The 25,033-nt window shown below is 59.8% G+C and carries 23 protein-coding genes; 15 read left to right on the top strand and 8 right to left on the bottom strand.

What is annotated here, in order from left to right:
* On the bottom strand, nucleotides 1-2,408 hold a 2,408-nt coding region (locus C7534_RS31855), incomplete at its 3' end, for a retention module-containing protein (protein ID WP_146206230.1).
* Between the two features lie 596 nt (nucleotides 2,409-3,004).
* Between C7534_RS31855 and C7534_RS31860 the strand changes: the two genes are divergently transcribed.
* The 3 genes from C7534_RS31860 to C7534_RS31870 are packed head-to-tail and all read left to right on the top strand — an operon-like array spanning nucleotide 3,005 to nucleotide 7,930.
* A complete protein-coding gene (locus C7534_RS31860; protein WP_109788226.1) occupies nucleotides 3,005-4,363 on the top strand; it encodes a TolC family outer membrane protein in 1,359 nt (452 codons plus the stop codon).
* Between the two features lie 18 nt (nucleotides 4,364-4,381).
* Entirely contained in the window at nucleotides 4,382-6,541 is a 2,160-nt protein-coding gene (locus C7534_RS31865; protein ID WP_109788227.1) for a type I secretion system permease/ATPase, read from the top strand.
* A 9-nt stretch (nucleotides 6,542-6,550) separates the two neighbouring features.
* A complete protein-coding gene (locus C7534_RS31870; RefSeq protein ID WP_109788228.1) occupies nucleotides 6,551-7,930 on the top strand; it encodes an HlyD family type I secretion periplasmic adaptor subunit in 1,380 nt (459 codons plus the stop codon).
* 122 nt (nucleotides 7,931-8,052) lie between these two features.
* Here C7534_RS31870 and C7534_RS31875 read toward each other — a convergent pair whose 3' ends face one another.
* Nucleotides 8,053-8,649 carry a tRNA-uridine aminocarboxypropyltransferase gene (locus tag C7534_RS31875; protein ID WP_109788229.1) on the bottom strand — a complete coding sequence of 199 codons (597 nt, stop codon included), beginning with the start codon at nucleotides 8,647-8,649 and terminating at the stop codon, nucleotides 8,053-8,055.
* A gap of 3 nt (nucleotides 8,650-8,652) precedes the next feature.
* Nucleotides 8,653-9,546 carry a LysR family transcriptional regulator gene (locus C7534_RS31880; RefSeq protein WP_007945995.1) on the bottom strand — a complete coding sequence of 298 codons (894 nt, stop codon included), beginning with the start codon at nucleotides 9,544-9,546 and terminating at the stop codon, nucleotides 8,653-8,655.
* Nucleotides 9,547-9,912: 366 nt separating this feature from the next.
* Between C7534_RS31880 and speB the strand changes: the two genes are divergently transcribed.
* The 6 genes from speB (at nucleotide 9,913) to C7534_RS31910 (ending at nucleotide 15,550) form a co-directional block, all read left to right on the top strand.
* The gene (gene speB / locus C7534_RS31885; protein ID WP_027925808.1) at nucleotides 9,913-10,863 is read left to right on the top strand and encodes an agmatinase; all 951 of its coding nucleotides are present in this window, start codon (nucleotides 9,913-9,915) and stop codon (nucleotides 10,861-10,863) included.
* Nucleotides 10,864-10,872: 9 nt separating this feature from the next.
* The gene (locus C7534_RS31890) at nucleotides 10,873-11,295 is read left to right on the top strand and encodes a YybH family protein (protein WP_109788239.1); all 423 of its coding nucleotides are present in this window, start codon (nucleotides 10,873-10,875) and stop codon (nucleotides 11,293-11,295) included.
* A gap of 54 nt (nucleotides 11,296-11,349) precedes the next feature.
* On the top strand, nucleotides 11,350-12,861 hold the full coding sequence (locus C7534_RS31895) for a purine-cytosine permease family protein (protein WP_046033361.1): 1,512 nt from the start codon (nucleotides 11,350-11,352) through the stop codon (nucleotides 12,859-12,861).
* Between the two features lie 191 nt (nucleotides 12,862-13,052).
* Nucleotides 13,053-14,432, top strand: coding sequence for a sodium:solute symporter (locus C7534_RS31900; RefSeq protein WP_109788230.1), 1,380 nt, complete (start codon nucleotides 13,053-13,055; stop codon nucleotides 14,430-14,432).
* 85 nt (nucleotides 14,433-14,517) lie between these two features.
* Nucleotides 14,518-15,243 carry an MBL fold metallo-hydrolase gene (locus C7534_RS31905; protein WP_109788231.1) on the top strand — a complete coding sequence of 242 codons (726 nt, stop codon included), beginning with the start codon at nucleotides 14,518-14,520 and terminating at the stop codon, nucleotides 15,241-15,243.
* Between the two features lie 55 nt (nucleotides 15,244-15,298).
* The gene (locus C7534_RS31910; protein WP_109788232.1) at nucleotides 15,299-15,550 is read left to right on the top strand and encodes a phosphopantetheine-containing protein; all 252 of its coding nucleotides are present in this window, start codon (nucleotides 15,299-15,301) and stop codon (nucleotides 15,548-15,550) included.
* 189 nt (nucleotides 15,551-15,739) lie between these two features.
* Here the strand turns inward: C7534_RS31910 and C7534_RS33090 are convergent, their stop codons facing one another.
* Nucleotides 15,740-15,868: a PA1414 family protein gene (locus C7534_RS33090; protein WP_003184145.1), complete on the bottom strand. Its 129-nt coding sequence runs from the start codon at nucleotides 15,866-15,868 to the stop codon at nucleotides 15,740-15,742.
* Between the two features lie 139 nt (nucleotides 15,869-16,007).
* Nucleotides 16,008-16,901: a putrescine utilization regulator PtrR gene (gene ptrR / locus C7534_RS31915; protein WP_109788233.1), complete on the bottom strand. Its 894-nt coding sequence runs from the start codon at nucleotides 16,899-16,901 to the stop codon at nucleotides 16,008-16,010.
* Between the two features lie 103 nt (nucleotides 16,902-17,004).
* Between ptrR and C7534_RS31920 the strand changes: the two genes are divergently transcribed.
* Nucleotides 17,005-18,186: an MFS transporter gene (locus C7534_RS31920; RefSeq protein WP_109788234.1), complete on the top strand. Its 1,182-nt coding sequence runs from the start codon at nucleotides 17,005-17,007 to the stop codon at nucleotides 18,184-18,186.
* On the opposite strand, the gene C7534_RS31925 is transcribed toward C7534_RS31920, so the two are convergent.
* Together C7534_RS31925 and C7534_RS31930 are read right to left on the bottom strand one after the other, a co-directional pair.
* The gene (locus tag C7534_RS31925; protein ID WP_046033355.1) at nucleotides 18,131-19,063 is read right to left on the bottom strand and encodes a DMT family transporter; all 933 of its coding nucleotides are present in this window, start codon (nucleotides 19,061-19,063) and stop codon (nucleotides 18,131-18,133) included. The genes C7534_RS31920 and C7534_RS31925 overlap by 56 nt on opposite strands.
* 253 nt (nucleotides 19,064-19,316) lie before the next feature.
* Nucleotides 19,317-20,153: a CvfB family protein gene (locus tag C7534_RS31930; RefSeq protein WP_046033354.1), complete on the bottom strand. Its 837-nt coding sequence runs from the start codon at nucleotides 20,151-20,153 to the stop codon at nucleotides 19,317-19,319.
* 354 nt (nucleotides 20,154-20,507) lie between these two features.
* Between C7534_RS31930 and C7534_RS31935 the strand changes: the two genes are divergently transcribed.
* The 3 genes from C7534_RS31935 to C7534_RS31945 all read left to right on the top strand — a co-directional run bounded on the left by C7534_RS31935 (nucleotide 20,508) and on the right by C7534_RS31945 (nucleotide 22,553).
* Complete coding sequence (locus C7534_RS31935) at nucleotides 20,508-20,696, top strand: hypothetical protein (protein WP_172668627.1); 189 nt, start codon at nucleotides 20,508-20,510, stop codon at nucleotides 20,694-20,696.
* A gap of 206 nt (nucleotides 20,697-20,902) precedes the next feature.
* On the top strand, nucleotides 20,903-21,619 hold the full coding sequence (locus C7534_RS31940) for a TorF family putative porin (RefSeq protein WP_109788235.1): 717 nt from the start codon (nucleotides 20,903-20,905) through the stop codon (nucleotides 21,617-21,619).
* Nucleotides 21,620-21,683: 64 nt separating this feature from the next.
* Nucleotides 21,684-22,553: a DUF6279 family lipoprotein gene (locus tag C7534_RS31945; protein ID WP_077430686.1), complete on the top strand. Its 870-nt coding sequence runs from the start codon at nucleotides 21,684-21,686 to the stop codon at nucleotides 22,551-22,553.
* A gap of 112 nt (nucleotides 22,554-22,665) precedes the next feature.
* On the opposite strand, the gene C7534_RS31950 is transcribed toward C7534_RS31945, so the two are convergent.
* Nucleotides 22,666-23,055 (bottom strand): transcriptional regulator, encoded by a 390-nt coding sequence (locus C7534_RS31950; RefSeq protein WP_109788236.1) that lies wholly within the window; start codon nucleotides 23,053-23,055, stop codon nucleotides 22,666-22,668.
* A 178-nt stretch (nucleotides 23,056-23,233) separates the two neighbouring features.
* On the opposite strand from C7534_RS31950, the gene C7534_RS31955 reads away from it, so the two are divergent.
* On the top strand, nucleotides 23,234-23,968 hold the full coding sequence (locus C7534_RS31955) for a DUF899 domain-containing protein (RefSeq protein ID WP_109788237.1): 735 nt from the start codon (nucleotides 23,234-23,236) through the stop codon (nucleotides 23,966-23,968).
* Nucleotides 23,969-24,132: 164 nt separating this feature from the next.
* A complete protein-coding gene (locus tag C7534_RS31960) occupies nucleotides 24,133-24,591 on the top strand; it encodes an AraC family transcriptional regulator (protein WP_256594865.1) in 459 nt (152 codons plus the stop codon).
* Nucleotides 24,592-25,033: the final 442 nt, after the last annotated feature.

Genomic DNA, 25,033 nt, shown 5'->3' on the forward strand with positions numbered 1-25,033 from the left:
GTTGGGTGCGCTTCGTTATCGACCAGGGTGTAGCTGTAACTGACCACGCCAGTGGTGGCGTCGAACCCGGTGATGGTCAGCGTGCTGCCCAGCGGGGTGACGATCGATTGCGGGAAGCCGGCGGCGACACCACCGACCACCACATGCAGACCGCCGATATCCAGCGTCTGTACACCGTCGAGGGCGGTGATGGTGAAGGTGCCGTTTTGCGTCAGTGCCGGGGTGTCCGGGTTGCTGCCGTCGCCAAGGTTTTTCTCGTAGACAGTGAGCTCGCCACCGTTGACGTTGAGGCCATCAATGGTCACCGGGTCATCGTTGTTGTGGATTTGCAGCACCAGCGTCGCACTGCTGGTGTCGCCGTCCGAGTCGGTGATGATGTAGGTGAAATTCTCGGTGCCGTCGCCATTGCCGTGCAGGGCTTTGAAATCGGCATCGCTGGTGTTCAGGGTGTAGGTGTAGGTGCCGTTGGCGTTCAGCACCAAGGTGCCGTAAGTCCCGACGAACGTGCCTGGGGTGATCGGGCCGGAATTTTCCCCCGTGATCACGCGGTCGGCGCCCTGTACATCGTTGGTCAGCACATTGCCGTTGAGGGTGAGCAGCGTTTCCGAGGCAGTGTCGGCGTTGCTGTCGTCGACGCCTTGAGGCAGGTCATCGACGATGTTGATGTCGAGGTTGGCGTTGGCAGTGGTGCCGTTGTCGTCCACTACAGTGACCGCGAATTGCTCGGACAGGGTATCGGGGCTGTTGGCCGTTGGGTGCGCCAAGTTGTCGACCAGGGTGTAGCTGTAACTGACCACGCCAGTGGTGGCGTCAAACCCGGTGATGGTCAGCGTGCTGCCCAGCGGCGTGACGATCGATTGTGGGAAACCGGCCGCGACACCACCGACGACCACATGCAGACCGCCGATATCGAGGGTTTGAACCCCGTCGAGCGCGGTGATGGTGAAGGTGCCGTTTTGCGTCAGCGCCGAGGCGTCCGGGCTGCTGCCGTCGCTGAGGCTTTTCTCGAAAACGGTCAGCTCGGCGCCTTCGATATTGAGGCCGTCAATCGTGACCGGGTCATCGTTGTTGTGGATTTGCAGCACCAGGTTGGCGGTGCTGGTGTCGCCGTCCACATCCGTCAGCGTGTAGGTGAAGGTTTCCGAGCCGCTGCCACCGCCATGCAACGCTTTGAAATCGGCACCGCTGGTGTCGAGGGTGTAGGTGTACGTGCCGTTTGCGTTGAGCACCAGGGTGCCGTAGGTCCCGGTGAAGGTGCCGCCAATTACCGGGCCGCTGTCAGGGCCGGTGGAAATGCGGTCCGCGCCCTGAGTGTCGTTTGGCAGGACGCTGCCGGTCAGGGTCAGCAAGGTTTCCGACGCAGTGTCGGCGTTGCCGTCATCGACCGCCTTGGGTACGTCGTCAGTGATGTTGATGTCCAGCGTGCCAGTGGCGGTGTCACCGTTGCTATCGCCGGCCACCACAGTGAACTGTTCGCTGAGGTTGTTGGCGCCATCGCCGGCCGAATGGGTGTCGTTGCCGTTGAGGGTGTAGCTGTAACTCACCACGCCCGTGAGCGAGTTGTAACCGGTGATGGTCAGGGTATTGCCCAGTTGAGTGGTGATCGACTGCGGAAAACCGGCGGCCACCCCGCCACTGATCACATTGATGCCGCCGATGCTCAGGCTGTTCAACCCGTCCGGTGCCGACACGCTGAACGTTCCGTTCTGAGTCAGCGCGCCCGGATTGCTCGCAGAACCGTCAGCCAGGTTGGCTTCGCTGACGGTCAGTTCGCCGCCCGTCACCGACAGGCCGTTGAGCGTGACCGGGTTGTTGACCGGGATTAGCGGAGGTACCTCGACGGTCGGAGTTAGCGGTGGCGCCACGACGGCCGGGGTGCCGTCGGCGTTCTGGATATCGGCGTTGTGCCGTTCTTCCGGGAATTCGGGAATGCTGCCAAACCCAGCCGTCGGGAAGCCAATGGTCGGGTCAACCCGCCCGCCCACTTCTTCGAGCATGACAAAACTGTGGCCGCCGCCCAAAGCACCGCCGGCCGCCCCGGTCGAACCACCTGGCCCGGCCGCCGTGGCTTCACCGGTCTGGGTCGGGTCAGCGCCGGCCGCGATGGCTTTTTGCAGTTGCTCGACATCGGTCAGTTGCGCTTCGCTCGGCGTCACCGCCTCAGAGGTGCCGACGTGCGGCGACTCATTGGCGAGGAGCTGCGGGGTCATTTGCAGGCTGCTGTCACGCCCGAGGGTCAGTTCCTGGCCATTTTTCAGATGAACGGCCACTGCGCCTTCGGCTCCGGTAACCAGTTGCTCGCCGGCGAACAATCGATCGCCCTCGACCAACGCACGCCGGGTGCCATCGCTCGCAACCGCGAACACCTGACCAATGACTTTACTGACGATACCGATGAGCGTAGCCATGTGCATTTCCTCCGCTGCCAACAGCTGTCGTCGGCATCCTGTTTGTCAGCGAAGAATGTGCTCATGGTTAAAAGCAGGTGGCTGCGCGGCTCGCCTGCAGGGAGGGTTTACCGGAGTAAACCGCCGCCCTGGCGATGAACTCGCCCAGCGTGTCGATCAACGGCAATGTTTGCGACTGTGGGATAAACCCTATGCAATCAATGGCTTCAGGGCCCATTAGTGTCGCGATTTGCCTGATGAACGATGCGTAACAGTCCTGATCCAGTCGAGTGACAAAAAACCGTCACTCCCTACCGTTACGCCTCCCTCCCCTTCAGCACTTCCCCGCCCCATGTCGATAAGTGGATGGAACTTTTGTTAAAACCCCTGCAAGCTCCCTAAAGCTCATAATTCAAGGGCTTTCGTATTGAACAATGTGCTGGATTTTGCTGACGGCATAAGTTTTTTTTGGCATAAGGATTATGAAAAATATTTCTTAGCTACGCTCTAGAATGTTCTTAGCTCTGTTGTTACAAGGGTGAAACGGTTTTACCTATAAATGCCGTCAAATAATTGGCGACTAATAAGCACCATCAGGAATTCAGGGAGATGCACCCATGCGCGTTTTAACCCCCCTCTGCAGCGCGGTTTTGCTGGCCATGGCCTGCACTTCCAGCGCTCAAGCCATGTCGTTGACCGAGGCTATCCAGAGCACTATCGCGACCCACCCGGAACTGGCCTCGCGAGTGGACGCGCGCCTGTCCGCGGATGAGCAGGTGAAAGTTGCCAAAGGGGGCTTTTATCCATCAGTTGATCTGAACGCCGCCTACGGGCGCGGGTACAGCGACAACACCAACACCCGGGCATTCGGCAATCACCACACTGAAACCCTCAATTACACCCAGTCGGAACTGCGCCTGCGGCAAATGCTGTTCGACGGTTTCAACACCTCGAACGAAGTAGCGCGCACCAAAGACGTGGCCAACTCCCGCGCTTATTACGCGCAAGGCACCGCTCAGGACCTGGCGCTGCGCACCATCGAGGTTTACCTTGAAGTCCTCAAGCGCCGTGAACTGGTGACCCTGGCCACGAACAACCTGCAAGCCCACTTGCGCGTCAACGACCAGATTGGCCTTCGCACCCAACGTGGCGTCGGCAGCAACGCTGACTCCGATCAATCCGGCGCCCGTCGCGCACTGGCACAAAACAACCTCGACACCGCCGAAGTCGATCTGGCGGACGCCGAGTCGAACTTCTACGCCGTTGTAGGGCGCATCCCCGATGAGCTCGAAACACCGCCATCGACCCGCGGCGAAGTGCCCACGACCCTGCCGGAAGCCCAGCAGAGCATGGTGGAGAACAACCCGTACCTGAAATCCGCCCAGGCGGACGTGCAATCGGCCGAGAGCCAGTACGAAGTCGCTAAATCGCCGTTCTACCCACGCTTCGACGCCGAAGCCGCGGTGGGCGCGAACAACAACGTGCAAGGCGATGAAGGCCATGACAACGAGTGGCGCGTGGGTGTAGTAATGAACTACAACCTGTTCCGCGGTGGTAGTGACAAGGCGCGCCTGGCTTCCGATGCGCACCAGATCAATCAGGCAATGGACATCCGCAACAACGCCCTGCGCCAGCTCAACGAGAACATTCACCTGGCCTGGAACGCCATGGTCAATGCGAAGAAACAAACCCCGACCGCCCGCGAATACGCCGAAACCAGTAAACGCGTGCGCATTGCGTATCAGGATCAGTTCGGCCTCGGTCAACGGACACTGCTCGACTTGCTCGACAGTGAAAACGAGCTCTACAACGCCAACCGCCGCTACACCGAAGTGCGCTATACCGAGGAGTTCTCGATGTACCGCGTACTGGCTAACATGGGCCAGCTACTGAGCAAGCAACGGGTGGTATTGCCCGCCGATGCGATCGCCTCCACCGAAGTGAAGAACGAAGCCCGTTTGCCTGAATTGAAGTAGCTCACTGGAGCGATCAATGTGACCAGCATGGAATCCGGCAACACCGGTGTCGATCCGCGCCTGAGCTTCGATGACCCGCTTCTGGACGGTCTGTTGATCCTCTGCAAACTCCACGGCGCGACCGTCAGTCGCGCCAGCCTGAGTGCGGGGCTACCGCTGGACAAACAACGCTTGAGCCTGGACCTGCTGCCCCGCGCAGCGGCCCGGGCCAGTCTGCAGGCGCGTTTGTTGCGCCGCGAGCTGGGGGACATTTCTGCCCTCAACCTGCCCGTGATGTTGATCCTCAATAATGGCCGCACGGCCATCCTGCGCCGCTTCGGCGATGACGGTCAGGTGTTGATCCTGCCCAGCGAAGCCGACGGCGGCGAACAATGGGTCAGTCGTGAAGAACTGGCCGAAAATTACAGTGGCCAGGCCTTGTTCGCCCGGCCACGCCATGAACTCGAAGACTTGCGCTCGCCCTTGGTGCCGCGAGTGCATGCCTGGTTTCGCGACACGTTGAAACTGTCGAAATGGCTGTACAGCGATGCGATTCTGGCGAGTTTTTTGATCAACCTGCTCGGGTTGATGGTGCCGCTGTTCGTGATGCAGACCTACGATCGGGTGGTGCCCAACCAAGCCACTTCGACCTTGTGGGTGCTGTCGATCGGTTTGCTGATCGGCACCGGTTTCGAACTGGTGCTGCGCGTCGTGCGTGCGCATTTGCTGGACACCGCCGGGAAGAAAACCGACGTAATCCTTTCGGCGACCTTGTTCGAGCGCATCACCGGCATGTCGATGAAGGCACGCCCGGCGACCATCGGTGGCTTCGCCCAGAGCATTCATGACTTCCAGGGCCTGCGCGAGTTTCTCACGGCGGTCACCCTGACCAGCCTGATCGACCTGCCCTTCGCTGTATTGATGCTGGTGGTGATCGGCTTGCTCGGCGGTTGGCTGGTGGTGATTCCGTTGCTGGCGTTTCCGATCACGATCCTCTTCGCGATGGTGATCCAGGTGCGCCTGCGCGATACCGTGCAAAAAAGCCTGAGCCTGGGCGCCGAACGCCAGGCCTTGCTGATCGAAACCCTCGGCGGCCTGGAAACCCTGAAAGCCTGTAGCGCCGAAAGCGAGCGCCAGCACAAATGGGAAAGCACCCACGGCGCCCTCACCCGCCTCGACAGCCATGCGCGCAACCTCTCGGCGCTGGCCACCAACGGCACCTTGTTCATCCAGCAGTTCTCCGGCATGGCGACCATCGTCGCCGGGGTCTACAGCATCATCGCCGGCAACCTCAGCGTCGGTGCGCTGGTGGCGACCTACATGCTCGGCAGCCGTGTGCTCGCGCCGCTTGGGCAGATTGCCGGTTTGATCACCCGTTACCAGCAAGCACAGCTGACCATGAAAAGCACTGACGCGCTGATGGGGCTGCCGCAGGAGCGTGACGCCAAACAGCGGCCGCTGGAACGCACGCAACTGCAAGGTGCCCTTGAGGTCAGCGGCGTGACCTTCCACTACAACGGCCAGAACGCGCCGGCACTGGCCAACGTCAGCTTCAGCATGAAGCCGGGTGAACGCATCGGCATCATCGGCCGTAGCGGTTCGGGCAAAAGCACTCTGGCCCGCCTGGTGATGGGTTTCTATGAGCCGGAAGAAGGCCAGTTGTTGCTCGACGGTCTCGACTTGCGGCAACTGGATGTCGCCGACCTGCGCCAGCAAATTGGTTACGTCGCCCACGACCTGCCGCTGCTGGCCGGCAGCCTGCGCGATAACCTGACTCTGGGCGCCCGCTACGTCAGCGATTCACGGATGCTCGAAGTCGCCGAACTGACAGGCGTCACCGAGCTGGCTCGCCAGCATCCTCAAGGCTTCGACCGGCCGGTGGGTGAACGCGGGCAGTTGCTGTCCGGCGGTCAACGCCAGGCGGTGTTGCTGGCCCGGGCCTTGTTGCTCGATCCGCCGATCATGCTGCTCGATGAGCCGACCAGCGCCATGGACAACAGCAGCGAAGACATTCTGCGGCAAAAACTTCACGGCTGGGTCCAGGGAAAAACGTTGCTGCTGGTCACTCACCGCACCTCGATGCTCAGCCTGGTAGACCGGCTGGTGGTGCTGGATAACGGGCGGATCGTCGCCGACGGTCCGAAGGAAGCAGTCATCGATGCACTGCGCAAGGGCCGTGTCGGCTCTGCGGCTGTCTAGGAGCTCCCCATGGCCCGTTCCTCATCCGACACCTCGCTCCCTGATTCGAAGCCGCGAGGCTACTTCGGCAGTTTCGGTAAAACCGCCGAAAGCGAATTCATGCCGGAAACCGCCGGCGCCTCGTTGCAGGATTCCCCTCGCGGGTCACGGATCACTGTATGGTTGGCCGCCGGGCTGATTATCAGCGCACTGGTCTGGGCCAAGTTCGCGGTACTGCAAGAAGTCACCATGGGTGAAGGCAAGGCGATCCCGTCGAGCAAGGTCCAGGTGATCCAGAACCTGGAGGGCGGCATCGTCACCGAGATCTTCGTGCGCGAAGGGCAAATGGTGAACAAGGGCGACACCTTGCTGCGCCTGGATGACACGCGGTTTCTGTCGAACAAGGGCGAGAGCGAAGCGGATCGCTATGCGCTGACCGCGCAGGTTGAACGTCTGTCGGCGGAAGCCGAGGGCAGGCCCTTCAAGCTGTCAGAAGAAGTGATTGCCAAGGCACCGCAAGTCGCTGAAGACGAGCGCTCACTGTACGAGCAGCGGCAACGTCGGCTCGCCAGCGAACAGCGCACCCTGAGTGAACAACTTCGGCAAAAAACCCAGGAACTGGCGGAGTTCCGTTCCAAACAGGGGCAATTCAGCTCCAGTCTGGCGTTGCTGCAACAAGAGATGAACATGTCCACGCCACTGGTGGGCACCGGCGCGGTTTCACCGGTGGAAATCCTGCGCCTCAAACGCAGCGCGGTGGAGATTCGCGGCTCATTGAATGCAACGACGCTGGCGATCCCTCGAGCCGAAGCGGCGATCAATGAGATCAAGAGCAAGATCGACGAGTCGGAACAATCCTTCCGTTCGGAAGCAGCTAAAGAGCTGAATGAGAAACGCACCGACCTGTCGAAAATCACGGCATCGAGTATCGCCATTGATGACCGTGTGACACGCACGACCGTGGTGTCGCCGGTTCACGGCATTATCAAAGTGCTGAAGGTCAATACCATCGGCGGCGTGGTCCAGCCCGGCAGCGACATGGTGGAAATCGTGCCGCTGGAAGACAACTTGCTGATCGAGGCCAAGGTGCGACCGCAGGACGTGGCGTTCCTGCATCCGGGCCAGAAAGCGATGGTGAAGTTCAGTGCGTACGACTACACGATTTATGGTGGGTTGAGTGCGAAGCTGGAACTGATCGGGGCCGATACCATCACGGATGACAAGGGCAACAGCTTCTATCTGATTCAGGTGCGCACTGACAAAAACCACCTGGGCGGGGATGTGAAACCGCTGCTGATCATTCCCGGCATGGTCGCCACGGTGGACATTATTACGGGTGAGAAAAGTGTTTTGGATTACCTGCTGAAACCGGTGCTTAAAGCCCGGACGGAGGCGATGCGGGAAAGGTAGTCATTCTGAACCGGCCTCTTCGCGGGCACGCCCGCTCCCACAGGTTCAGTGGCGTTCGCAGAGTTTGTGTACACAACGGACACTGTGGGAGCGGGCCGCGAAGAGGCCCGCACATACACCGATCACCTGTCGGCATGATTACGCTGGTAGGTCTCCTCCCCCATCGCCGCAATCTGCCCCTCGATCAACGCTTCAAACGGTTTCAACAACGGCTCGAACGAGCTCGGCGCTTCCAGGGTTTGCAACGCCTGCACAATCGCTTCCACCGTCGACAACGCGCCCGGCCCCGGTGCCTTGCGCAGCCGATAGCGCGACACTGCGCCGTCCGCCAGCGTCACCCTCGGCAACGCCGCCAGCAGCGGATTGAGGTGCAGCAGCTTGCGCGCCTTACGCCAGGTGCCGTCCGGAACCACCAGCAATAGCGGCTCGTCAGTCGCCGTATAGGTTTGCATCGGCTGAGCGCCCTCGCCGGGAAACAACAAGCGCGCCTGATATCCCGGCTGATTCAGCAATGTCGGCAAATCCTCGAAGACCTCGCCCACCATCAGCTCGGCATTCTTCAGCCCCAACGCCGCCAGCCGCGCAGTGTTCAGCGCATGATCCACTTCGCTTGGATGCTGCAACAGCAACACCCGGGTTCGGCTGTCGAGGCTCGGGATCAGCGGACACAAGCAATGGGTTTGTGGGCGCAGGCAACGGGGACACTGGATTCTGGACATCGATCAAGCCTGATTCAGTTGTGCTTTGAGCAGATCGCGAAAGGTCTGGATCAGCGGTTCGCGACTGCGGCCACGGCGCACGATCATCGAAAACGGCGCCTGATAACCGAACGTTGCCGGCAGTAATACGCGCAGATCACCCTTGTCCGCCCAGGCCTGGGCGTAGTGCTCCGGCAGGTAACCGATGTAGGCACCGGACAGCACCAGAATCAACTGCGCCTCCATACTCTCCACCGTGGCCGCACTGTGTTTGAAACCGTGACGCGCCAGTTCGGCCTGGCTCCAGTAACCCCGGCCGACCATGCGCTGCTGGGTAATCACTTGCTCCGGGATGCGCCGCTCGGTAAATAGCGGATGACGGCTACTGCAATACAACCAGTGTTGCTCGCGATAGAGCGGCATGTAGACCAGGCCGCTCATGCGCGTGGAGAACGCACCGATGGCCAGGTCCAGGCGGTTGTCCTGCACGCCGAGTTGCAATTCGTAAGGGCTCATCACCGACAGGTGTAAATGCACGGCCGGGTGTTCCTGGCTGTAGGCGCCGATGGCTTCGGCGAAGGGCAAGGCCTTGTCGCTGACGGTGGAGTCGATGACGCCCAGGTTCAATGTGCCGCGCAGCTCACCTTTCAAGGCTGCGGCGTATTGCTCGAAACCTTCGAGTTCACCGAGCAGGCGCAGGGTTTCCTGATGAAACAACTCGCCCTTGCTGGTCAGGCTGAAACCACCGCGACCGCGATGACAGAGCACCAGGCCGAGGGCCGCTTCGAGCTGGCTCATGTAGGTGCTGATGGCCGAGGTCGAGAGGTTGAGCTCTTGCTGGGCGTTGGCAAACCCCTGATGGCGAACCACGCTGACGAAAATGCGCAATAGTTTCAGGTCGGGTAAAGCGTTGGCCATGGGGGCTCTCCAGCAAAAACACAGTCAGGCATAGAACCCGTAGCAGCTGACGAGCACCGCGAGGCTGCGTTCGGCGGCGAAGCCGTCGTGAGATCAAATAATGCGGTGTTTCTGGAAAACCTCGCATTCAGGTTTTACGACGGCTACACCGCCGAACGCAGCCTCGCGGTGCTCATCAGCGGCTGCAGGAACACTGCGAGTCTATCGCCACCGCCGCCATTAGTTTAGAAAAATCTGAACTAAGTATTTGCCCGTAGCGATTCTTCCCGGCCACTACATTTCGCAGAATCGCCCCACAACGGAGCCTGTGTCTGTCCTGACCTGCGCATCCGACATAAATAAAACAACGACGATGAGGCCCTACCCGTGGACAAGATTCTTCACCAACCACTGGGCGGCAATGAAATGCCGCGCTTTGGCGGCATCGCCACCATGATGCGCCTTCCCCATTTGGATACTGCTGCCGGTCTGGACGCTGCCTTCGTTGGCGTGCCACTGGACATCGGCACCTCGCTGCGCCCCGGCACCCGTTTCGGACCTCGCGAAATCCGCGCGGAATCGGTAATGATCCGTCCGTACAACATGGCGACCGGCGCTGCGCCGTTCGATTCGCTGTCGGTGGCCGACATCGGCGACATTGCGATCAACACGTTCAACCTGCTGGACGCAGTACGGATCATCGAAGAGTCTTACCACAAGATCCTCGAACACGATGTGATCCCGCTGACCCTGGGCGGCGACCACACCATCACCCTGCCGATCCTGCGTGCCATTCATAAAAAGCACGGCAAGATCGGCCTGGTGCACATTGATGCTCACGCCGATGTGAACGATCACATGTTCGGCGAGAAAATTGCTCACGGCACCACCTTCCGTCGCGCTGTCGAAGAAGGCCTGCTCGATTGCGATCGTGTCGTACAAATTGGCCTGCGCGCTCAGGGTTACACCGCTGACGACTTCAACTGGAGCCGTAACCAGGGCTTCCGTGTGGTTCAGGCCGAAGAGTGCTGGCACAAATCCCTGGCCCCATTGATGGCCGAAGTTCGCGAGAAAGTCGGTGGCGGCCCGGTGTACCTGAGTTTCGACATCGATGGCATCGACCCTGCCTGGGCACCGGGTACCGGCACCCCGGAAATCGGCGGTCTGACGACCATTCAGGCGATTGAAATCGTTCGCGGCTGCCAAGGCCTCGACCTGGTCGGTTGCGATCTGGTAGAAGTCTCGCCCGCTTATGACACCACCGGCAACACCTCGCTGCTGGCCGCCAACCTGCTGTACGAAATGCTCTGCGTACTGCCAGGCGTGGTCCACCGCTGAGGAATGGTCGTGAACGAACGTGATCAGGTTCTGAAAGCCGCCGCCGATCTGGTGTCGGCGTTTGCCCGTAACGATCGCGAAGCCTACTTCGGTGCGTTCAGCACCGATGCCAGCTTCGTGTTCTACACCCTCGAGCTGCCTCTACTGTCACGCGATGCCTATCAGGCGTTGTGGGACACCTGGCGCTCGGAGGATGGCTTTGAGGTGCTTTCGTGCACCTCGAGCAACGCCTTCGTCAGCCTGCAGGGTGATGCGGCGATTTTTATCCATGACGTCGCCACCGAGCTGCGCATGCAAGGGGAGCAGCACTTTAGCCAGGAGCGCGAGACGATTGTTTTCAAAAAACAAACGTCTGGCCAAGAACAACAAGGCCTATGGCTGGCCTGCCACGAACATTTATCCGCAATGCCGGAAGGGCTGCCAACCCCTTAGCCAAACAGGCGACGCTCACACACGATGAGCGCGCCTTTATGATCGGAGCAGATCATGAATAACAACAACAACGACCAAAGCCTTACGCAAATTGAAACCCACGGGGTCGAACAGATCCCGGACAACGAACGCACCGCAGGCCCGACGGACTTGTTCCGGATGATCTTCGGCGGTTCCAACACCTTTGCCACCGCCGTGCTCGGCAGTTTCCCGGTTTTGTTCGGCCTGTCGTTTCAGGCGGGCGTCTGGGCGATTGTGCTGGGCGTATTGCTGGGTTCGCTGATCCTCGCGCCTATGGGCCTGTTCGGCCCGATCAATGGCACCAACAACGCCGTGTCTTCCGGTGCGCACTTTGGCGTGCACGGACGGATCGTCGGTTCGTTCCTGTCGTTGCTGACCGCCATCGCCTTCTTCTCGCTGTCGGTGTGGAGTTCCGGTGATGCGTTGATCGGTGGTGCCAAACGCCTGATCGGCCTGCCGGAAACCGACCTGACCCTGGGCCTGGCCTACGGTCTGTTCGCGATTCTGGTGCTGACCGTTTGCATCTATGGCTTCCGCTTCCTGCTGTGGGTCAACAAGATCGCCGTGTGGAGCGCCAGCCTGCTGTTCCTGCTGGGCGTCTTCGCCTTCGCCGGTCCTTTTGATGTGAACTACGCCGGCACCGTCGGCATGGGTCAACCCGGTTTCTGGGCGGCGTTCATCGGCGCTGCGCTGGTGGCCATGAGCAACCCGATTTCCTTCGGCGCGTTCCTCGGCGACTGGTCGCGCTACATTCCGCGTGAAACCTCCAAGCGCCGGATCATGGCAGCGGTGGTGATCTCGCAGATCGCAACCTTCATTCCGTTCCTGTTCGGCCTGGCCACCGCGACCATCGTGGCAATCAAGGCGCCGGACTACATCGCGGCCAACAACTACGTCGGCGGCCTGCTGGCGGTATCGCCGAGCTGGTTCTTCCTGCCGGTGTGCCTGATCGCAGTGATCGGCGGCATGTCCACCGGCACCACGTCGCTGTATGGCACCGGGCTGGATATGTCCAGCGTGTTCCCTCGCGTGCTGTCGCGGGTTAAAGCGACGCTGCTGATCGGTGTGTTGTCGATTGCCTTCATCTTTATCGGTCGCTTCGCCGCGAACCTGGTGCAGAGCGTGTCGACCTTCGCCGTGCTGATCATCACCTGCACCACCCCGTGGATGGTGATCATGATCATCGGCCTGTTGGTCCGTCGCGGCTTCTATTGCCCGGATGACCTGCAAGTGTTCACCCGTGGCGAGAAAGGTGGCCGTTACTGGTTCACCCACGGCTGGAACTGGCGTGGCCTGGGTGCCTGGATCCCGAGCGCGGCCGTCGGCCTGTGCTTCGTGAACCTGCCGGGTCAGTTTGTCGGACCACTGGGCGAAATGGCCGGCGGTATCGACATCAGCCTGCCGGTCACCCTGGGCCTGGCCTCGCTGGTGTACCTGGCACTGCTGAGCCTGTTCCCGGAAACGGCAGCGGTGTTCGGCCCGAACGACTCCCGCAGCAAGGGCACCCATTCGCTCGCTAAACCAGCGATGCGACAAGCTGCCTGATTCAACGCATTACCTGTGATCAATGCAGTACCTGTGGGAGCGAGGCTTGCCCGCGATGAACGATGACGCGGTCTGCCTGACGGACCGCGGCGCCCCCATCGCGGGCAAGCCACGCTCCCACAAGGGATTGATGTTCCCACAGGGATTGATTTCTGCTTCACCATAAAAAAGACAATTGGAGACACGCAACAATGGCTTTGGATTTATTCGTCGTACTCATCTACGCCGCCGCGATGCTGATACTCGGCTATTACGGCATGCGCAAGGCCAAGACCAACGAAGACTTTTTGGTCGCCGGTCGTAACCTCGGCCCGAGCCTGTACATGGGCACCATGGCTGCCACCGTTCTGGGCGGCGCCTCCACTGTCGGCACCGTACGTTTGGGTTATGTGCATGGCATTTCCGGTTTCTGGCTGTGCGCAGCCCTCGGTTGCGGGATCGTGGCGCTGAACCTGTTCCTCGCCAAACCGCTGCTGAAACTGAAGATCTACACCGTTACCCAGGTGCTGGAAAAACGCTACAACCCGATGGCCCGCTCCGCGAGCGCGGTGATCATGCTGGCGTATGCGCTGATGATCGGCGTGGTCTCGATCCTGGCAATCGGCACCGTGCTGCAAGTGCTGTTCGACCTGCCGTTCTGGCTATCGGTATTGGTCGGCGGTGGCGTGGTGGTGATTTATTCGGCGATCGGCGGCATGTGGTCCCTGACCCTGACCGACATCGTCCAGTTCGTCATCAAGACCGTGGGCCTGATGTTCATCCTGTTGCCAATCTGCCTGTACCGCGTCGGTGGTTGGGATGAGTTGGTGTTGAAGCTGCCGGCGTCGAACTTCAGCTTCACGACCATCGGCTGGGACACCATCATCACCTACTTCATGATCTACTTCTTCGGGATCCTGATCGGTCAGGACATCTGGCAACGGGTGTTCACCGTCAAGACCGCTAAAGTGGCTCAGGTTGCCGGTACATTCGCAGGCTTCTACTGCATCCTTTACGGACTGGCCTGCGCCCTGATCGGCATGGCCGCTCATGTGCTGATCCCGGACCTGGACAACGTCAACAACGCCTTCGCCGCCATCGTCAAACTGTCCCTGCCGGACGGTATTCGTGGTCTGGTGATTGCGGCTGCCCTGGCTGCCATGATGTCTACCGCCAGCGCCGGCCTGCTCGCCGCTGCTACCACCCTGACCGAAGACCTGCTGCCGAAACTGCGCGGCGGTAAACAGTCGACTCTGGGCATCAACCGCCTGTTCACCCTGTTGACCGGTATCGTGGTGCTTGGCATCGCACTGGTGGTCAACGACGTGATCAGCGCCCTGACCCTGGCCTACAACCTGCTGGTGGGCGGCATGCTGATCCCGCTGATCGGTGCGATTTTCTGGAAACGTGCAAACACCGCCGGCGCTATCGCCAGCATGGGCATGGGCTTCACCACCGCGCTGGTGTTCATGTTCAAAGACGGCCTGGACGCCAACACCCCGATCTACTACAGCCTCGGTGTAGGCCTGGTGAGTTTCGTGCTGGTGAGCTTGATGTCCCGCCGCCCAGCCTTGGTGGCGAACGCCGCCTAAGCTGAACATAACGACTTGATGCTTTCTTCGACGGGTGTGGCGTCGGTTGCCACACCCGTTTTTTTTCGTCTGGAGAAAACTGCTTATGAAGATCGTCAGCCGCGATCAGTGGTTCGAGGTGAAACAGCTCAGCGATGGCATCCGCCTGATTCACGAGCCTTACATCCGCCCTTTCTACCGCTGCAACCTCTGGCACATTCAGGGGCGTGACAAGGATCTGCTGCTGGACAGCGGCTCCGGACTGGTCAGCCTGCGCGAGCAACTGCCGTGGATCACCGAGCGGCCGTTGGTGGCGGTGGCCAGTCATTGCCATTTCGACCACATCGCCGGGCATCACGAATTCCCAGAACGGCTGGTGCATCCGGCTGAAGCGGACATCCTCGCCGCGCCCGACGGCGACAACGATCTGAGCAAAGCCTTTGTCGGCGATGACATGTTCGAAGCCCACCCCGATTGCCCGTTGTGCTACGCCGAATACCGGGTCAAAGCCGCGCCGGCCACGGGCATGATTGAAGAAGGCGATGTGCTGGACCTGGGGGATCGCGTGCTGCAAGTGCTGCACACACCGGGGCATTCACCGGGCGGCATCAGCCTCTACGAAGCGGCGACCGAGACGCTGTTCAGCGGCGACATCATTTACGACGGGCCGCTGATCGAAGACGCCTACCACTCCAACCTCGACGACTATGCCCGCAGCCTGCAACGCTTGCGCGCGATGCCGATCCGTACCGTGCATGGCGGGCATTTCGGCAGTTTTTCCGGGGAACATTTGCGCACGATGATTGACGAGTGGCAGCGCTTGCACGGCTGAAGCCTGCTGTACTCAAGCGCAGGGAAAACAACAATAACGCCCTTGAAGAATTTCCATGAAAAGAGCCGTCGTGCGTGCCGCCGTTCACCAATTCATCAGCCGGTTACTGGAAGGTCGGCAAGACTTCGACGACAACGCCAGTCTGGCGCAATTGGGTCTGGATAAAGCGGATATCGAAGATCTGATCTTCCATCTGGAAGATGAGCTGGGGTTGACGGCGTTTACCGCCGAGGAAGACCAGATGCTCAAGACCGCCAGGACGGCGAATGACTTGAGCCGGTTTTTGATTGAGATCGGGCGGCATTGAGTGTGCCCGGTCTCAGGAACGCATCTGAACCCTGTAGCAGCTGCCGAGCACCGCGAGGCTGCGTTCGGCGCAAGCCACATTCAGACGAAGCCGTCGGTGGGTTCAGATCCTGCGTGCAGGGATTGCGACTGCTGCGCAGCCGAACGCAGCCTCGCAGGCTCGACAGCTGCTACACCGGCCGCATCGCCATTACCGGCGGCGTGGCTGGCGTCGGCGCTGTTCGTCGTCCGTACGGATGGGCACAGGTTGCAGAGGCGGTTCGATCAAACCGAGTGCGACACCCAGGTCATGCAGCCAGTTTTGGATTTTCTCTTTCATGGTGCCCCCTTCAGGGTAGTGCCGAGCGACCGGAATTCTGAGGCCGCTTCGCACTGATAATAGTCCGAAGTCCTACGCAATGCTCATCAAAAGTCGCAATGATCTGTTACTGAATTGAACAGAATACCTGACCGATCGTTCAAGCCAGCGCCTGCGCTGGAACCGGCGCCAACGGATAGACCGTCTGCTGCTGCTCGATCCAGGCGTTCAAGTTGGCCCCGACCATCCCCTTGCGCCACATCAGCCACGTCGTCGCACGGGCGAACGGCTCGGCCAGCGGATGCACCGCGACGCTTTCACGGCCCGGCAGGCTGGCGAGCATCGATTCGGACATCAACGCCACGCCCGAGCCGGCAATCACGCAGGCAAGCATGCCCGGATAGGATTCGATCTCCATCGCCCGGCCCATGGCGGCACGGTCATGCGCGAACCAGGCCTCCAGGCGCATCCGGTAGGAACAGCCCTGGCGAAAGGTGAACACCGAGCGCCCTTCCACATCCAGCGCACTGTGCACCGGCGGGTGATCGGCCTCTGTGATCAGCACCAGCCGTTCGTCGCACAAGGGCACACCGTCCAGCCCAGCAAGCTCCAGCGGGCCATCCACCAGCGCTGCATCAAGCCTGCCGGTCAGCAAGCCTTCAAGCAGTTCGCCGCTCGGCCCGGATTGCACTTGCAGATTTACCGCCGGGTAACGGCGGTGGTAACGCGCCAACAATCCCGGCAGATGAATCGCCGCCGTGCTGTACATGGTGCCAAGCACGAAGTCCCCGGCCGGTTGCCCGCCTTGCACTGCCGCCTGGGCTTCGTCGTGCAGGTTGAACAGCTTGGCGGTGTAGTCCAGCAGGATTTTTCCCGCAGGCGACAACTGCAAACGCTGACGCTCGCGGAGGAAGAGTTCTACGCCGAGTTGCTCCTCAAGCTGTTTAAGCCGCGTCGACAGGTTGGACGGCACCCGGTTCATACGTTCGGCGGCACGGGTAATCGAACCCTCCTGTGCCACGGCCTGGAAGATCCGCAGTTGGCTGAACTCCACGATATTCTCCAATACAGAACAAGTTGCTCACTATTATTCATTTTTAAAGAAAGTCAATCAGCCCTAGCCTGACGGTCATTGATCTCCGATTGGAACTCAGGCTATGTCCCCTCTGATTCGCTTGTCCGCCAGTTTTATCGCCCTGATGATGGCCATGGGCATCGGGCGCTTTGCCCTCACCCCACAAATGCCGCACTTGCTCAGCGAAGGTCAGATCGACTTGACCGCGGCCGGGCTGATCGCCGCAGCCAATTACCTTGGCTACTTCCTCGGCGCGCTGGATGCCATGTTCTCCCGCCGGCCGACGCAAGTCCGTCAGCGTCTGCTGGGAGGGTTGTGGCTCTGTGTGCTGCTGACCCTGGCGTCGTTCTGGGCCAACGGGTTCTGGTCGCATTTGCTGCTGCGCTTCGGCACCGGCGTGGCCAGCGCCTGGGTGTTGGTCATGATCACCGCGCTGAGCCAGCCATTGGCGGCAGCGGCCGGGCGTCCACGATTGGGCGCCCTGGTATTTGCCGGGCCGGGTCTGGGGATTTTTCTCACGGGTTTATTGGCCTTGGGGTCGAACTTGATGCAGCAGACTTCCGCCACGTTATGGCTGGTGTATGCCGGTGTTGCGCTGGTGATGCTGCTGGGGATTCTGCCGTTCCTTCCACAACCTGCGCCCACCGTGAGCACGGTGCAAAACCCGGCCCCTTCTGGCAATCAGGGTATCGCTCGATTGGGCCTGATTTATGGCTTGTACGGTCTGGGCTACATCATCCCCGCCACTTTCCTCTCACAAATGGCCAACGCGCAGTTTCATGGGCAATGGCAGGCTGACCTGTTTTGGCCATGCTTCGGCCTGGCGTCGGCGGTCGGCGTAGTGCTGGTGAGCCTGCGTCGACAATCCATGAATGGCACCCGCCACTGGCTGATGATCACTTTGTGGCTGCAAGCTGTCGGGGTCTTCGCTTGCCTGTTGGGCAGCGGTGCGGGGTTGGCGCTGGGCGTGTTGCTGTGCGGCACGCCGTTCCTGGCCTGCATGCAACTGGTGATGCAACGCTCCCGCGAACTGGCCCCCCATGCCACCCAGCGCAACGCCGGGATGCTGACCGCGTGCTTCGCCGTCGGTCAACTCGCCGGGCCTTTGCTGGCCGCGCTCAGCAGCCATTTCAGCGGGGGTTTGCAGCCAGCGCTGGTGTTCGCCGGTGCCGGGCTGGTCGTTGCGGGGGGATTGTTACTGCGTCCGGTCAGTGCTGCCCAAGGGCTTTGCGCAACCGACGGCGCACCCACTGCTCAGCGCTGACAAACGTGATGCCGAGCAGCACCAGCACCGCGCCAATGACGAAATTGAGGCTCAGCTCTTCACCCAGCAACACCACACCGAACGTGACGCCGAACAGCGGCGTCATGAACGAAAACACCGCCAGGTTCGCCGCCAGATAACGCCGCAACAGCCAGAACCAGGTCAAGTAGCTGAAGAACGACACCACCAGTCCCTGGAACAACACACTGGCCACCGCCACGGGGGTCAGGCTGACGTGAGTAACCTGACCACTCAGGATGGCGATCAGGATCAGGCCAACAAAACCGACGATCAATTGATAGAACAAGGTGAGCGTCACCGGCGCTTCCGACAGCCGCGAAGCGCGCACCACCACCGTGGTTGCGCCCCACGCTGCGCCGGCCAGTACGCCCAGCGCATCGCCCATCAACATGCGGTGATCAAGATTGTCCCAGGACACACCACCGGCAAACGCGATGGCGATTCCGACGAAGGCGAGGAAAATCCCCAGCCACTGCACAGGCCTTAAACGTTCACTGGGTAACAACCAGTGAACGCCCAGCGCGGTGAAAATCGGTGCGGTGTAAAGGAACACCGACATGTGCGCCGCCGTGGTCAGTTGCAAACCTTCGGAGATGAAGAAGAACTCCAGACCAAACAGCACACCGGCCAGCAAACCACCGCGCCAGGTCGTGCCGACCTGATCCCAGCCGCCCTTCCAGCAGATCAGCAATCCTACGAGCAATGCGGAAATGCCTGACCGCCCCGCCGCCTGCATGACTGGCGCGATGTCGGGTGCCGCCCACTTGATCATCACCTGCTGCACGCCCCAGATCAGGCACAACCCGATCATCACCTGCAGGGCAAACCCGTCGGCGCTACGCCGGCTGGCGCTCACCGTGACACCTCGACAACACAATCCATGGCAGAAACTCGGCAGTAGAATACGAAAGCCCGGCGCTGACCCCCTGTAGCAGCTGTCGAGCCCCAGCGAGGCTGCGTCCGGCTGCGTCCGGCTGCGTAGCAGTCGTAAATCCTGTACACGCGGACTTTCTGAAACACCGCATCGTCTGAAATTACGGCCGCTTCGCAGCCGGACGCAGCCTCGCTGGGGCTCGACAGCTGCTACGGGCTGGACGGGCGGTGCGGGGTCAGCTTAGTTCAATGCGATCCGCGTGAATCACGATCTGGCCATTCTTGTACAACGCACCGATGGCCTTTTTGAAGTTGCCTTTGCTGACGCCAAACATGCTGCTGATCACCGTTGGATCGCTTTTGTCGCTGACGGGCAGGCTGCCGTTGTTTTCACGCAACTTGGCCAGGATCTTCGAGTTGAGACTGGTCGCAGCTTCTTCACCCACCGGTTGCAGGCTCAGGCTGATCTTGCCGTCGGCACGGACTTCTTTGATAAAGCCCTTCTCTTCTTTGCCGGCACGCATGAACTTGAAGATTTCGTTCTTGTGGATCAGGCCCCAGTGCTTGTTGTTGATGATTGCCTTGAAGCCCATGTCGGTCGCTTCGGCCACCAGCAAATCAACTTCCTGGCCCGGGGTGTAGTTGGCCGGGGTCTTGTCCAGGTAGCGATCCAGACGCGCGGTCGCGGTGATGCGACGGGTGTGCTTGTCGAGGTAGACATGCACCACCACATACTCACCGGCGGTCATCTGACGTTTTTCTTCGGAGTACGGCAGCAGCAGATCCTTCGGCAAACCCCAATCCAGGAAAACGCCGATGCTGTTGACTTCAACGACTTTCAAACTGGCGAATTCACCGACCTGAACTTTCGGCTTTTCCGTAGTTGCGATGAGTTTGTCATCGCTGTCCAGATAAATAAAAACGTTGAGCCAGTCTTCATCTTCGCTTGGAATATCTTTGGGAATATAACGATTAGGCAAAAGGATTTCGCCATCCGCCCCACCGTCAAGATATAAACCGAAGTTAGTGTGTTTAACCACTTGCAAACTGTTGTAACGCCCGACTAAAGCCATTTCAAATACCCTCATTACGTGGGCGGCATTCTACCCGGTTTTGCGGGCGACGTTCGGTGGCCGGCCCGGTGGCGAAAGAAAATACTCTGCAAGCTTTGATTTTCCTGGGGGGTTGCCCCTAAGGACGCGCCGCTCGTCAGCCCGACGGAGTAATTTTGCCCTCTCCAAGCCCCCTCCAGGAACGGCCTCTTTTGAGCAGAAGTTCTTAGTTAAAACAGCGGGTTATAGACCTATTACAGATCACCGCCCGGGATAAATTCCGGCCTTGCGATGCGTATTTCGAGGGGATATTAGCCAAGCAATTGTCAAGTATTTCCTGTACGATGCCTGGCCAAGTTAATTTTCTACAGGTTAATGGCCGCCATGCGTGTAAAAGCATCCAACAGCAAAGCAAAGCCAGCTCCAGCCGTTGAAACCAGCGAATCGATCAACAGCCAGATCGCTGCGTTCCTCAAGTCCGGCGGTGAAATTCAGCAAATTGCCAAAGGCGTCAGCGGCCAGACGTTCGGCCCGTCCAAGCAGATCACTTTGGGCAAGAAATAACACCCCCGCAGCAACTGGTCCATAGGCGCTTTGAGCTTCGAAGCGCTTGGACTGGAACCCTCCCGCAACACCCCGATACTCCCATCCTTCCAAAAATCGACGAACGGCCCACCATGCCGAGCATTCGCCGGTATCCTTGCACACGTCTAGAACAAGCGTTTCGGTAGGTTTTCGATTCCTGCTCCTCGCTGTCAATGGAGTGACGCATGCTCAAACCCACTTTTTTATTACTCAGTCTCCTGTTGTCGAGTTCGCTCGCCAATGCACAAATCTTTCAGCGTGAACTGGGCGATTTCGACCTCAAGCTCGGTACCACGCCCAGCCGCAGCATGGCCCAAGGGTTGGTCAAACCGTCCAGCTCCGGCTCATTCCATGGTGGCCTCGACCTGACGCACGACAGTGGTTTTTACGTCGGCCAATGGGCACCGAGCATGGGGTTAAGCCCGGGCAAGAACCTTGAAGTCGAATCCTACGTCGGGTTTAAACAACCCTTCGATCAAACCCTCGGCTACGAAGTCGGCATGATCCACTACAGCTATCCGAAAGTGGACACCCTCGACAGCCAGGAACTCTTCGGCGGCCTGACCCTGCTCGGCAGTCGCTTTGGGGCGGCCTTCAGCAACGACCCCGACAAACTGAACCAAACGTTGTTTGCCGACCTCAGAGGCAACCAACCGTTCGGCATCGGGATCAGCATGAAATACACCACCCACCAGCTCTACACACCGGTGACGGTCGACGGTGGGTATGTCGGCAGTTTTACCGACTGGTCAGTGCAACTTTCGCGACCGTTCATGGGCATCGACCTGGACCTGATCTACAGTGACTCTAACCTCAGCGGCAGCCAGTGCTCGGCCTATTCCGGGCACAACAGCCAATGCGACGGGCTGGTCACCCTCAAGGCCGAACACGCGTTTTATTGAGCGGCTGAACGGCCAGGCTCATCCAGCGTTCACATGAGAACTACGCATTCGCAAGGATCCGCCCATGTCGTACTGGCCAGTTCGTTTCGCCACGTTGATCATCCTGGTCCTCGCCCTCGGCGCGTGCAGCCGAATGGGCCTGGCCTACCGCAACCTCGACGTGATCATTCCGTGGACGCTCAACGACTACCTGGACATGAACAGCGAGCAAAAAGGCTGGTTCAACGAGCGCCTCAAGGAACACCTGAGCTGGCACTGCACCACGCAACTGCCGGGCTACCTGGATTGGCTGGACCGCTTGCAGACCATGGTCGAAACCAACCAGGTCACCGACGCAGCCCTGCAAGCCCGCACGCAGGAAGCCAAAGCCGCCATCGCCCAGACCGCCCGGGAAATCACCCCGTCGGCCATCGAGTTGTTGCAGGGGCTGGATGACAAACAAGTCGCGGAAATGAACGATGCCTTTGCCAAGGATCAGCGCAAACGCCAAGAGGAATACCTCAAACCGTCCCTGGATCAGCAGATCAAGCAGCGTGCCGCCCGTATGGAGAAGCGTCTGGATGACTGGCTTGGTCCGCTGAGCCCCACCCAGCAACAACGGGTGCTCACCTGGTCGAAAGCCCTGGGTGATCAGAACACGCAATGGATCGCCAACCGCGCACATTGGCAGACGCAGTTCAGCGCAGCCGTTGCCCAGCGCCATAGTGCGGATTTCCCACAGTTAATCGAGACGCTTCTGGTCAATCGCGAGAGTTTGTGGACGCCGGCCTACCGTCAGGCCTACGCCAATACCGAAGCCCAGGCGCGGGGATTGATCGTGGATCTGATGGCCGAGAGCACACCGACCCAGCGTCAGCGGTTATTGAAAAAGATTGAAGGTGTGAGGAAAGACTTCAACGACCTCAAGTGCCTGAAGGCCGCCAAACAAACTTAACCCCCCCTGTGTGTGCGAGCTTGCTCGCGATTGCGGTACATCAGTCACCTCATAGTTAACTGACACACCGCAATCGCGAGCAAGCTCGCTCCCATAGGGTTATGCGCTGTCTTCAGGCAATCTGCGCTTTAGACGCGACGTGATCAAACGTCACTTCATCCAGCGCATCGTCCTGCTCATCCAGCACCTGCCGCGGATGGTCATTGCCCGGAATGCTGCTGTCGATCAGGCTTAATAAGCTGGAGCCGCGCGGGGTCAAGATGTAATTCGAACCGGTGCCGCCCTGCTCCTCAGGCCGAGGCTCGATGTAGCCTCGTAGCAGAAGTAACTTTTCGTACTCGCCCGCCACCGCTTTCAGGTGATCCAGGTTTTCCGTCTGTTCGCCCTCCGCCGTTTTTTGTGCCACGTACTGCTCGGCATAGGGCCGCGGCGTGAAACTGCTGGCGCCGTTCTGCACTTCGTGCAGCAAGCGTTCAATCAAATCCCAGTTATAAGTCGTCATCCTGATTCAACCTCCGGACCGCGTGATTCAAAGGGCCTTCTTAGGTTGTGACCGGTGCCGCGCGCAGCCGTTCAGCCGAGGTCTTGAACAGCACCGACCGGCGGTATGTCGAATCGGGCGCAGGCCAAACGACTAGGCTGTGTAAGTCACCTCCCCGCCCCCCGCAGGAGAAAAGCCAATGAACATTCAGAATCACCCCGTCGTGTCCCGCGAAGAATGGCTCGCCGCGCGCAAACAACACCTGGCCCACGAAAAAGCCTTCACCAAGGAACGCGACAAACTCAGCGCCGAACGCCGCGCCTTGCCCTGGGTGAAAATCGACAAGGATTACCACTTTCAAGGCCCCCACGGCGAACTGAAACTGGCCAACCTGTTTGGCGGCCGCAGTCAATTAGTCATCTACCACTTCATGTTCGCCGACGGATGGGACGAAGGCTGTCCCGGCTGCTCGTTCCTGTCTGACCACATCGACGGCGCCAACCAACACTTGGCGCACCATGACATCGCCGTCGTGGCGGTTTCCCACGCGCCGTTCGCCCAATTCCAGGCCTTCAAGCGGCGCATGGGCTGGAAATTCGACTGGGTGTCGTCAGAGGGTTGCGATTTCAACTACGACTTTGGCGTCACCGCCCGAGCCGAAGAGGTGGCGGCTGGCAAAGCCACCTACAACTACGAAAAAACCGACGGTGCCGAAGAAGAACTCCCCGGCTTGAGCGTGTTTTATCGCAATGAAGCCGGCGATATTTTCCACACCTATTCCACCTATGCCCGAGGCCTGGACCTGCTGGTCGGCGCCTACAACTACCTCGACCTCACGCCCAAGGGCCGCAATGAAGAAGAGATCATGGAATGGGTGCGGCATCACGACCGCTACGAAGACAAAGCCGCAGCTGCCTGCTGCCATGGTGGCTAGATCACAACACCGAGTTGCGCCCATCGCGAGCAGGCTCGCTCCGACATTGGATTTGCATACGCCACCAATCCCCTGTGGGAGCGGGCTTGCCCGCGATGAGGCCCGCCCAGCCACACATCACCTCCAGCGAACCACACTCCAAGGCCCACACAATGAACGTCACCTTGAAAACCCTCCCCCCAGTCCGCGTTGCTTACCTGCGCTACACCGGCCCCTACGGCCCTGAAATCGGCACCTTCTGGCGCGAAACCGTCGCCCCGTGGATGATCGAAAACAACCTGCTCAACCGCGTGCGCTACGGCATTGGCCACGACGACCCAAGCACCACACCTGCGCAATACTGCCGCTACGACGCCTGCGTCGAAGTAACCGCCGACTTTGAACCCAACTACCCATTTGCCGTCACCCACCTGCCCGGCGGCCGCTACGCCGTTGCCCACTTCAAAGGACCGGCCAGTGAAATTCCGGCGGCATGGGGTGAGTTGTATGGAGAGTGGATGCCGGAAAGCGGATTGGCCTACGACCAGCGGCCGGGATTTGAACGCTACCCGGTGGAGGCGTCCTACGATGAGAACAGCGGCGTGCTGGAAATGGACATGTGCATTGCCGTGAAGGACCAGTAACCCCAGCCCACTGCCACTGTAGGAGCAAGCCTGCTCGCGAAGACGGACTAACATCCGCTACATATATCGACTGACGCACCGCCATCGTCGGTTCGCTCCCGAGACTTGCCGCTCCATGGGGCACGGCATAAAACGTCGTTGCTGGTGACAACTAACGAGAAATGGGATAGATCCTGAGAAATCCCCGCTTTTTCCTACGAGAAATAAAGAAGTTGGGAATTGAAGAGACCTGCATGGGTCGGCAGCTTGTATTGCACCACACAAAAACAAGATCCCGATCCCATGCAGGCCATTCGATTCTTACACAGCGCGCTCGCTCAAGCACTTCCCACTGTCCATTCCCATCTTCTGAAAACGCTGATGTGTTGTGTCAGTTCATTACTGCGAGGCCGTCGTCTAACTCTGACAGGACTTGGTCGATTCATGTCAGGCAAGGCTTATC

The sequence above is a fragment of the Pseudomonas sp. OV226 genome, assembly GCF_003148705.1.
In the GTDB taxonomy this organism is placed as follows: domain Bacteria; phylum Pseudomonadota; class Gammaproteobacteria; order Pseudomonadales; family Pseudomonadaceae; genus Aquipseudomonas.

Excerpts from the sequence above, each read along its gene's own strand:
- C7534_RS31860 (WP_109788226.1), top strand. The coding sequence starts at position 3,005 with ATGCGCGTTTTAACCCCCCTCTGCAGCGCGGTTTTGCTGGCCATGGCC.
- C7534_RS31870 (WP_109788228.1), top strand. The coding sequence starts at position 6,551 with ATGGCCCGTTCCTCATCCGACACCTCGCTCCCTGATTCGAAGCCGCGA.
- C7534_RS31875 (WP_109788229.1), bottom strand. The coding sequence starts at position 8,649 with ATGTCCAGAATCCAGTGTCCCCGTTGCCTGCGCCCACAAACCCATTGC.
- C7534_RS31880 (WP_007945995.1), bottom strand. The coding sequence starts at position 9,546 with ATGGCCAACGCTTTACCCGACCTGAAACTATTGCGCATTTTCGTCAGC.
- C7534_RS31895 (WP_046033361.1), top strand. The coding sequence starts at position 11,350 with ATGAATAACAACAACAACGACCAAAGCCTTACGCAAATTGAAACCCAC.
- C7534_RS31900 (WP_109788230.1), top strand. The coding sequence starts at position 13,053 with ATGGCTTTGGATTTATTCGTCGTACTCATCTACGCCGCCGCGATGCTG.
- C7534_RS31905 (WP_109788231.1), top strand. The coding sequence starts at position 14,518 with ATGAAGATCGTCAGCCGCGATCAGTGGTTCGAGGTGAAACAGCTCAGC.
- C7534_RS31910 (WP_109788232.1), top strand. The coding sequence starts at position 15,299 with ATGAAAAGAGCCGTCGTGCGTGCCGCCGTTCACCAATTCATCAGCCGG.
- C7534_RS33090 (WP_003184145.1), bottom strand. The coding sequence starts at position 15,868 with ATGAAAGAGAAAATCCAAAACTGGCTGCATGACCTGGGTGTCGCACTC.
- C7534_RS31920 (WP_109788234.1), top strand. The coding sequence starts at position 17,005 with ATGTCCCCTCTGATTCGCTTGTCCGCCAGTTTTATCGCCCTGATGATG.
- C7534_RS31930 (WP_046033354.1), bottom strand. The coding sequence starts at position 20,153 with ATGGCTTTAGTCGGGCGTTACAACAGTTTGCAAGTGGTTAAACACACT.
- C7534_RS31935 (WP_172668627.1), top strand. The coding sequence starts at position 20,508 with ATGGCCGCCATGCGTGTAAAAGCATCCAACAGCAAAGCAAAGCCAGCT.
- C7534_RS31940 (WP_109788235.1), top strand. The coding sequence starts at position 20,903 with ATGCTCAAACCCACTTTTTTATTACTCAGTCTCCTGTTGTCGAGTTCG.
- C7534_RS31945 (WP_077430686.1), top strand. The coding sequence starts at position 21,684 with ATGTCGTACTGGCCAGTTCGTTTCGCCACGTTGATCATCCTGGTCCTC.
- C7534_RS31950 (WP_109788236.1), bottom strand. The coding sequence starts at position 23,055 with ATGACGACTTATAACTGGGATTTGATTGAACGCTTGCTGCACGAAGTG.
- C7534_RS31955 (WP_109788237.1), top strand. The coding sequence starts at position 23,234 with ATGAACATTCAGAATCACCCCGTCGTGTCCCGCGAAGAATGGCTCGCC.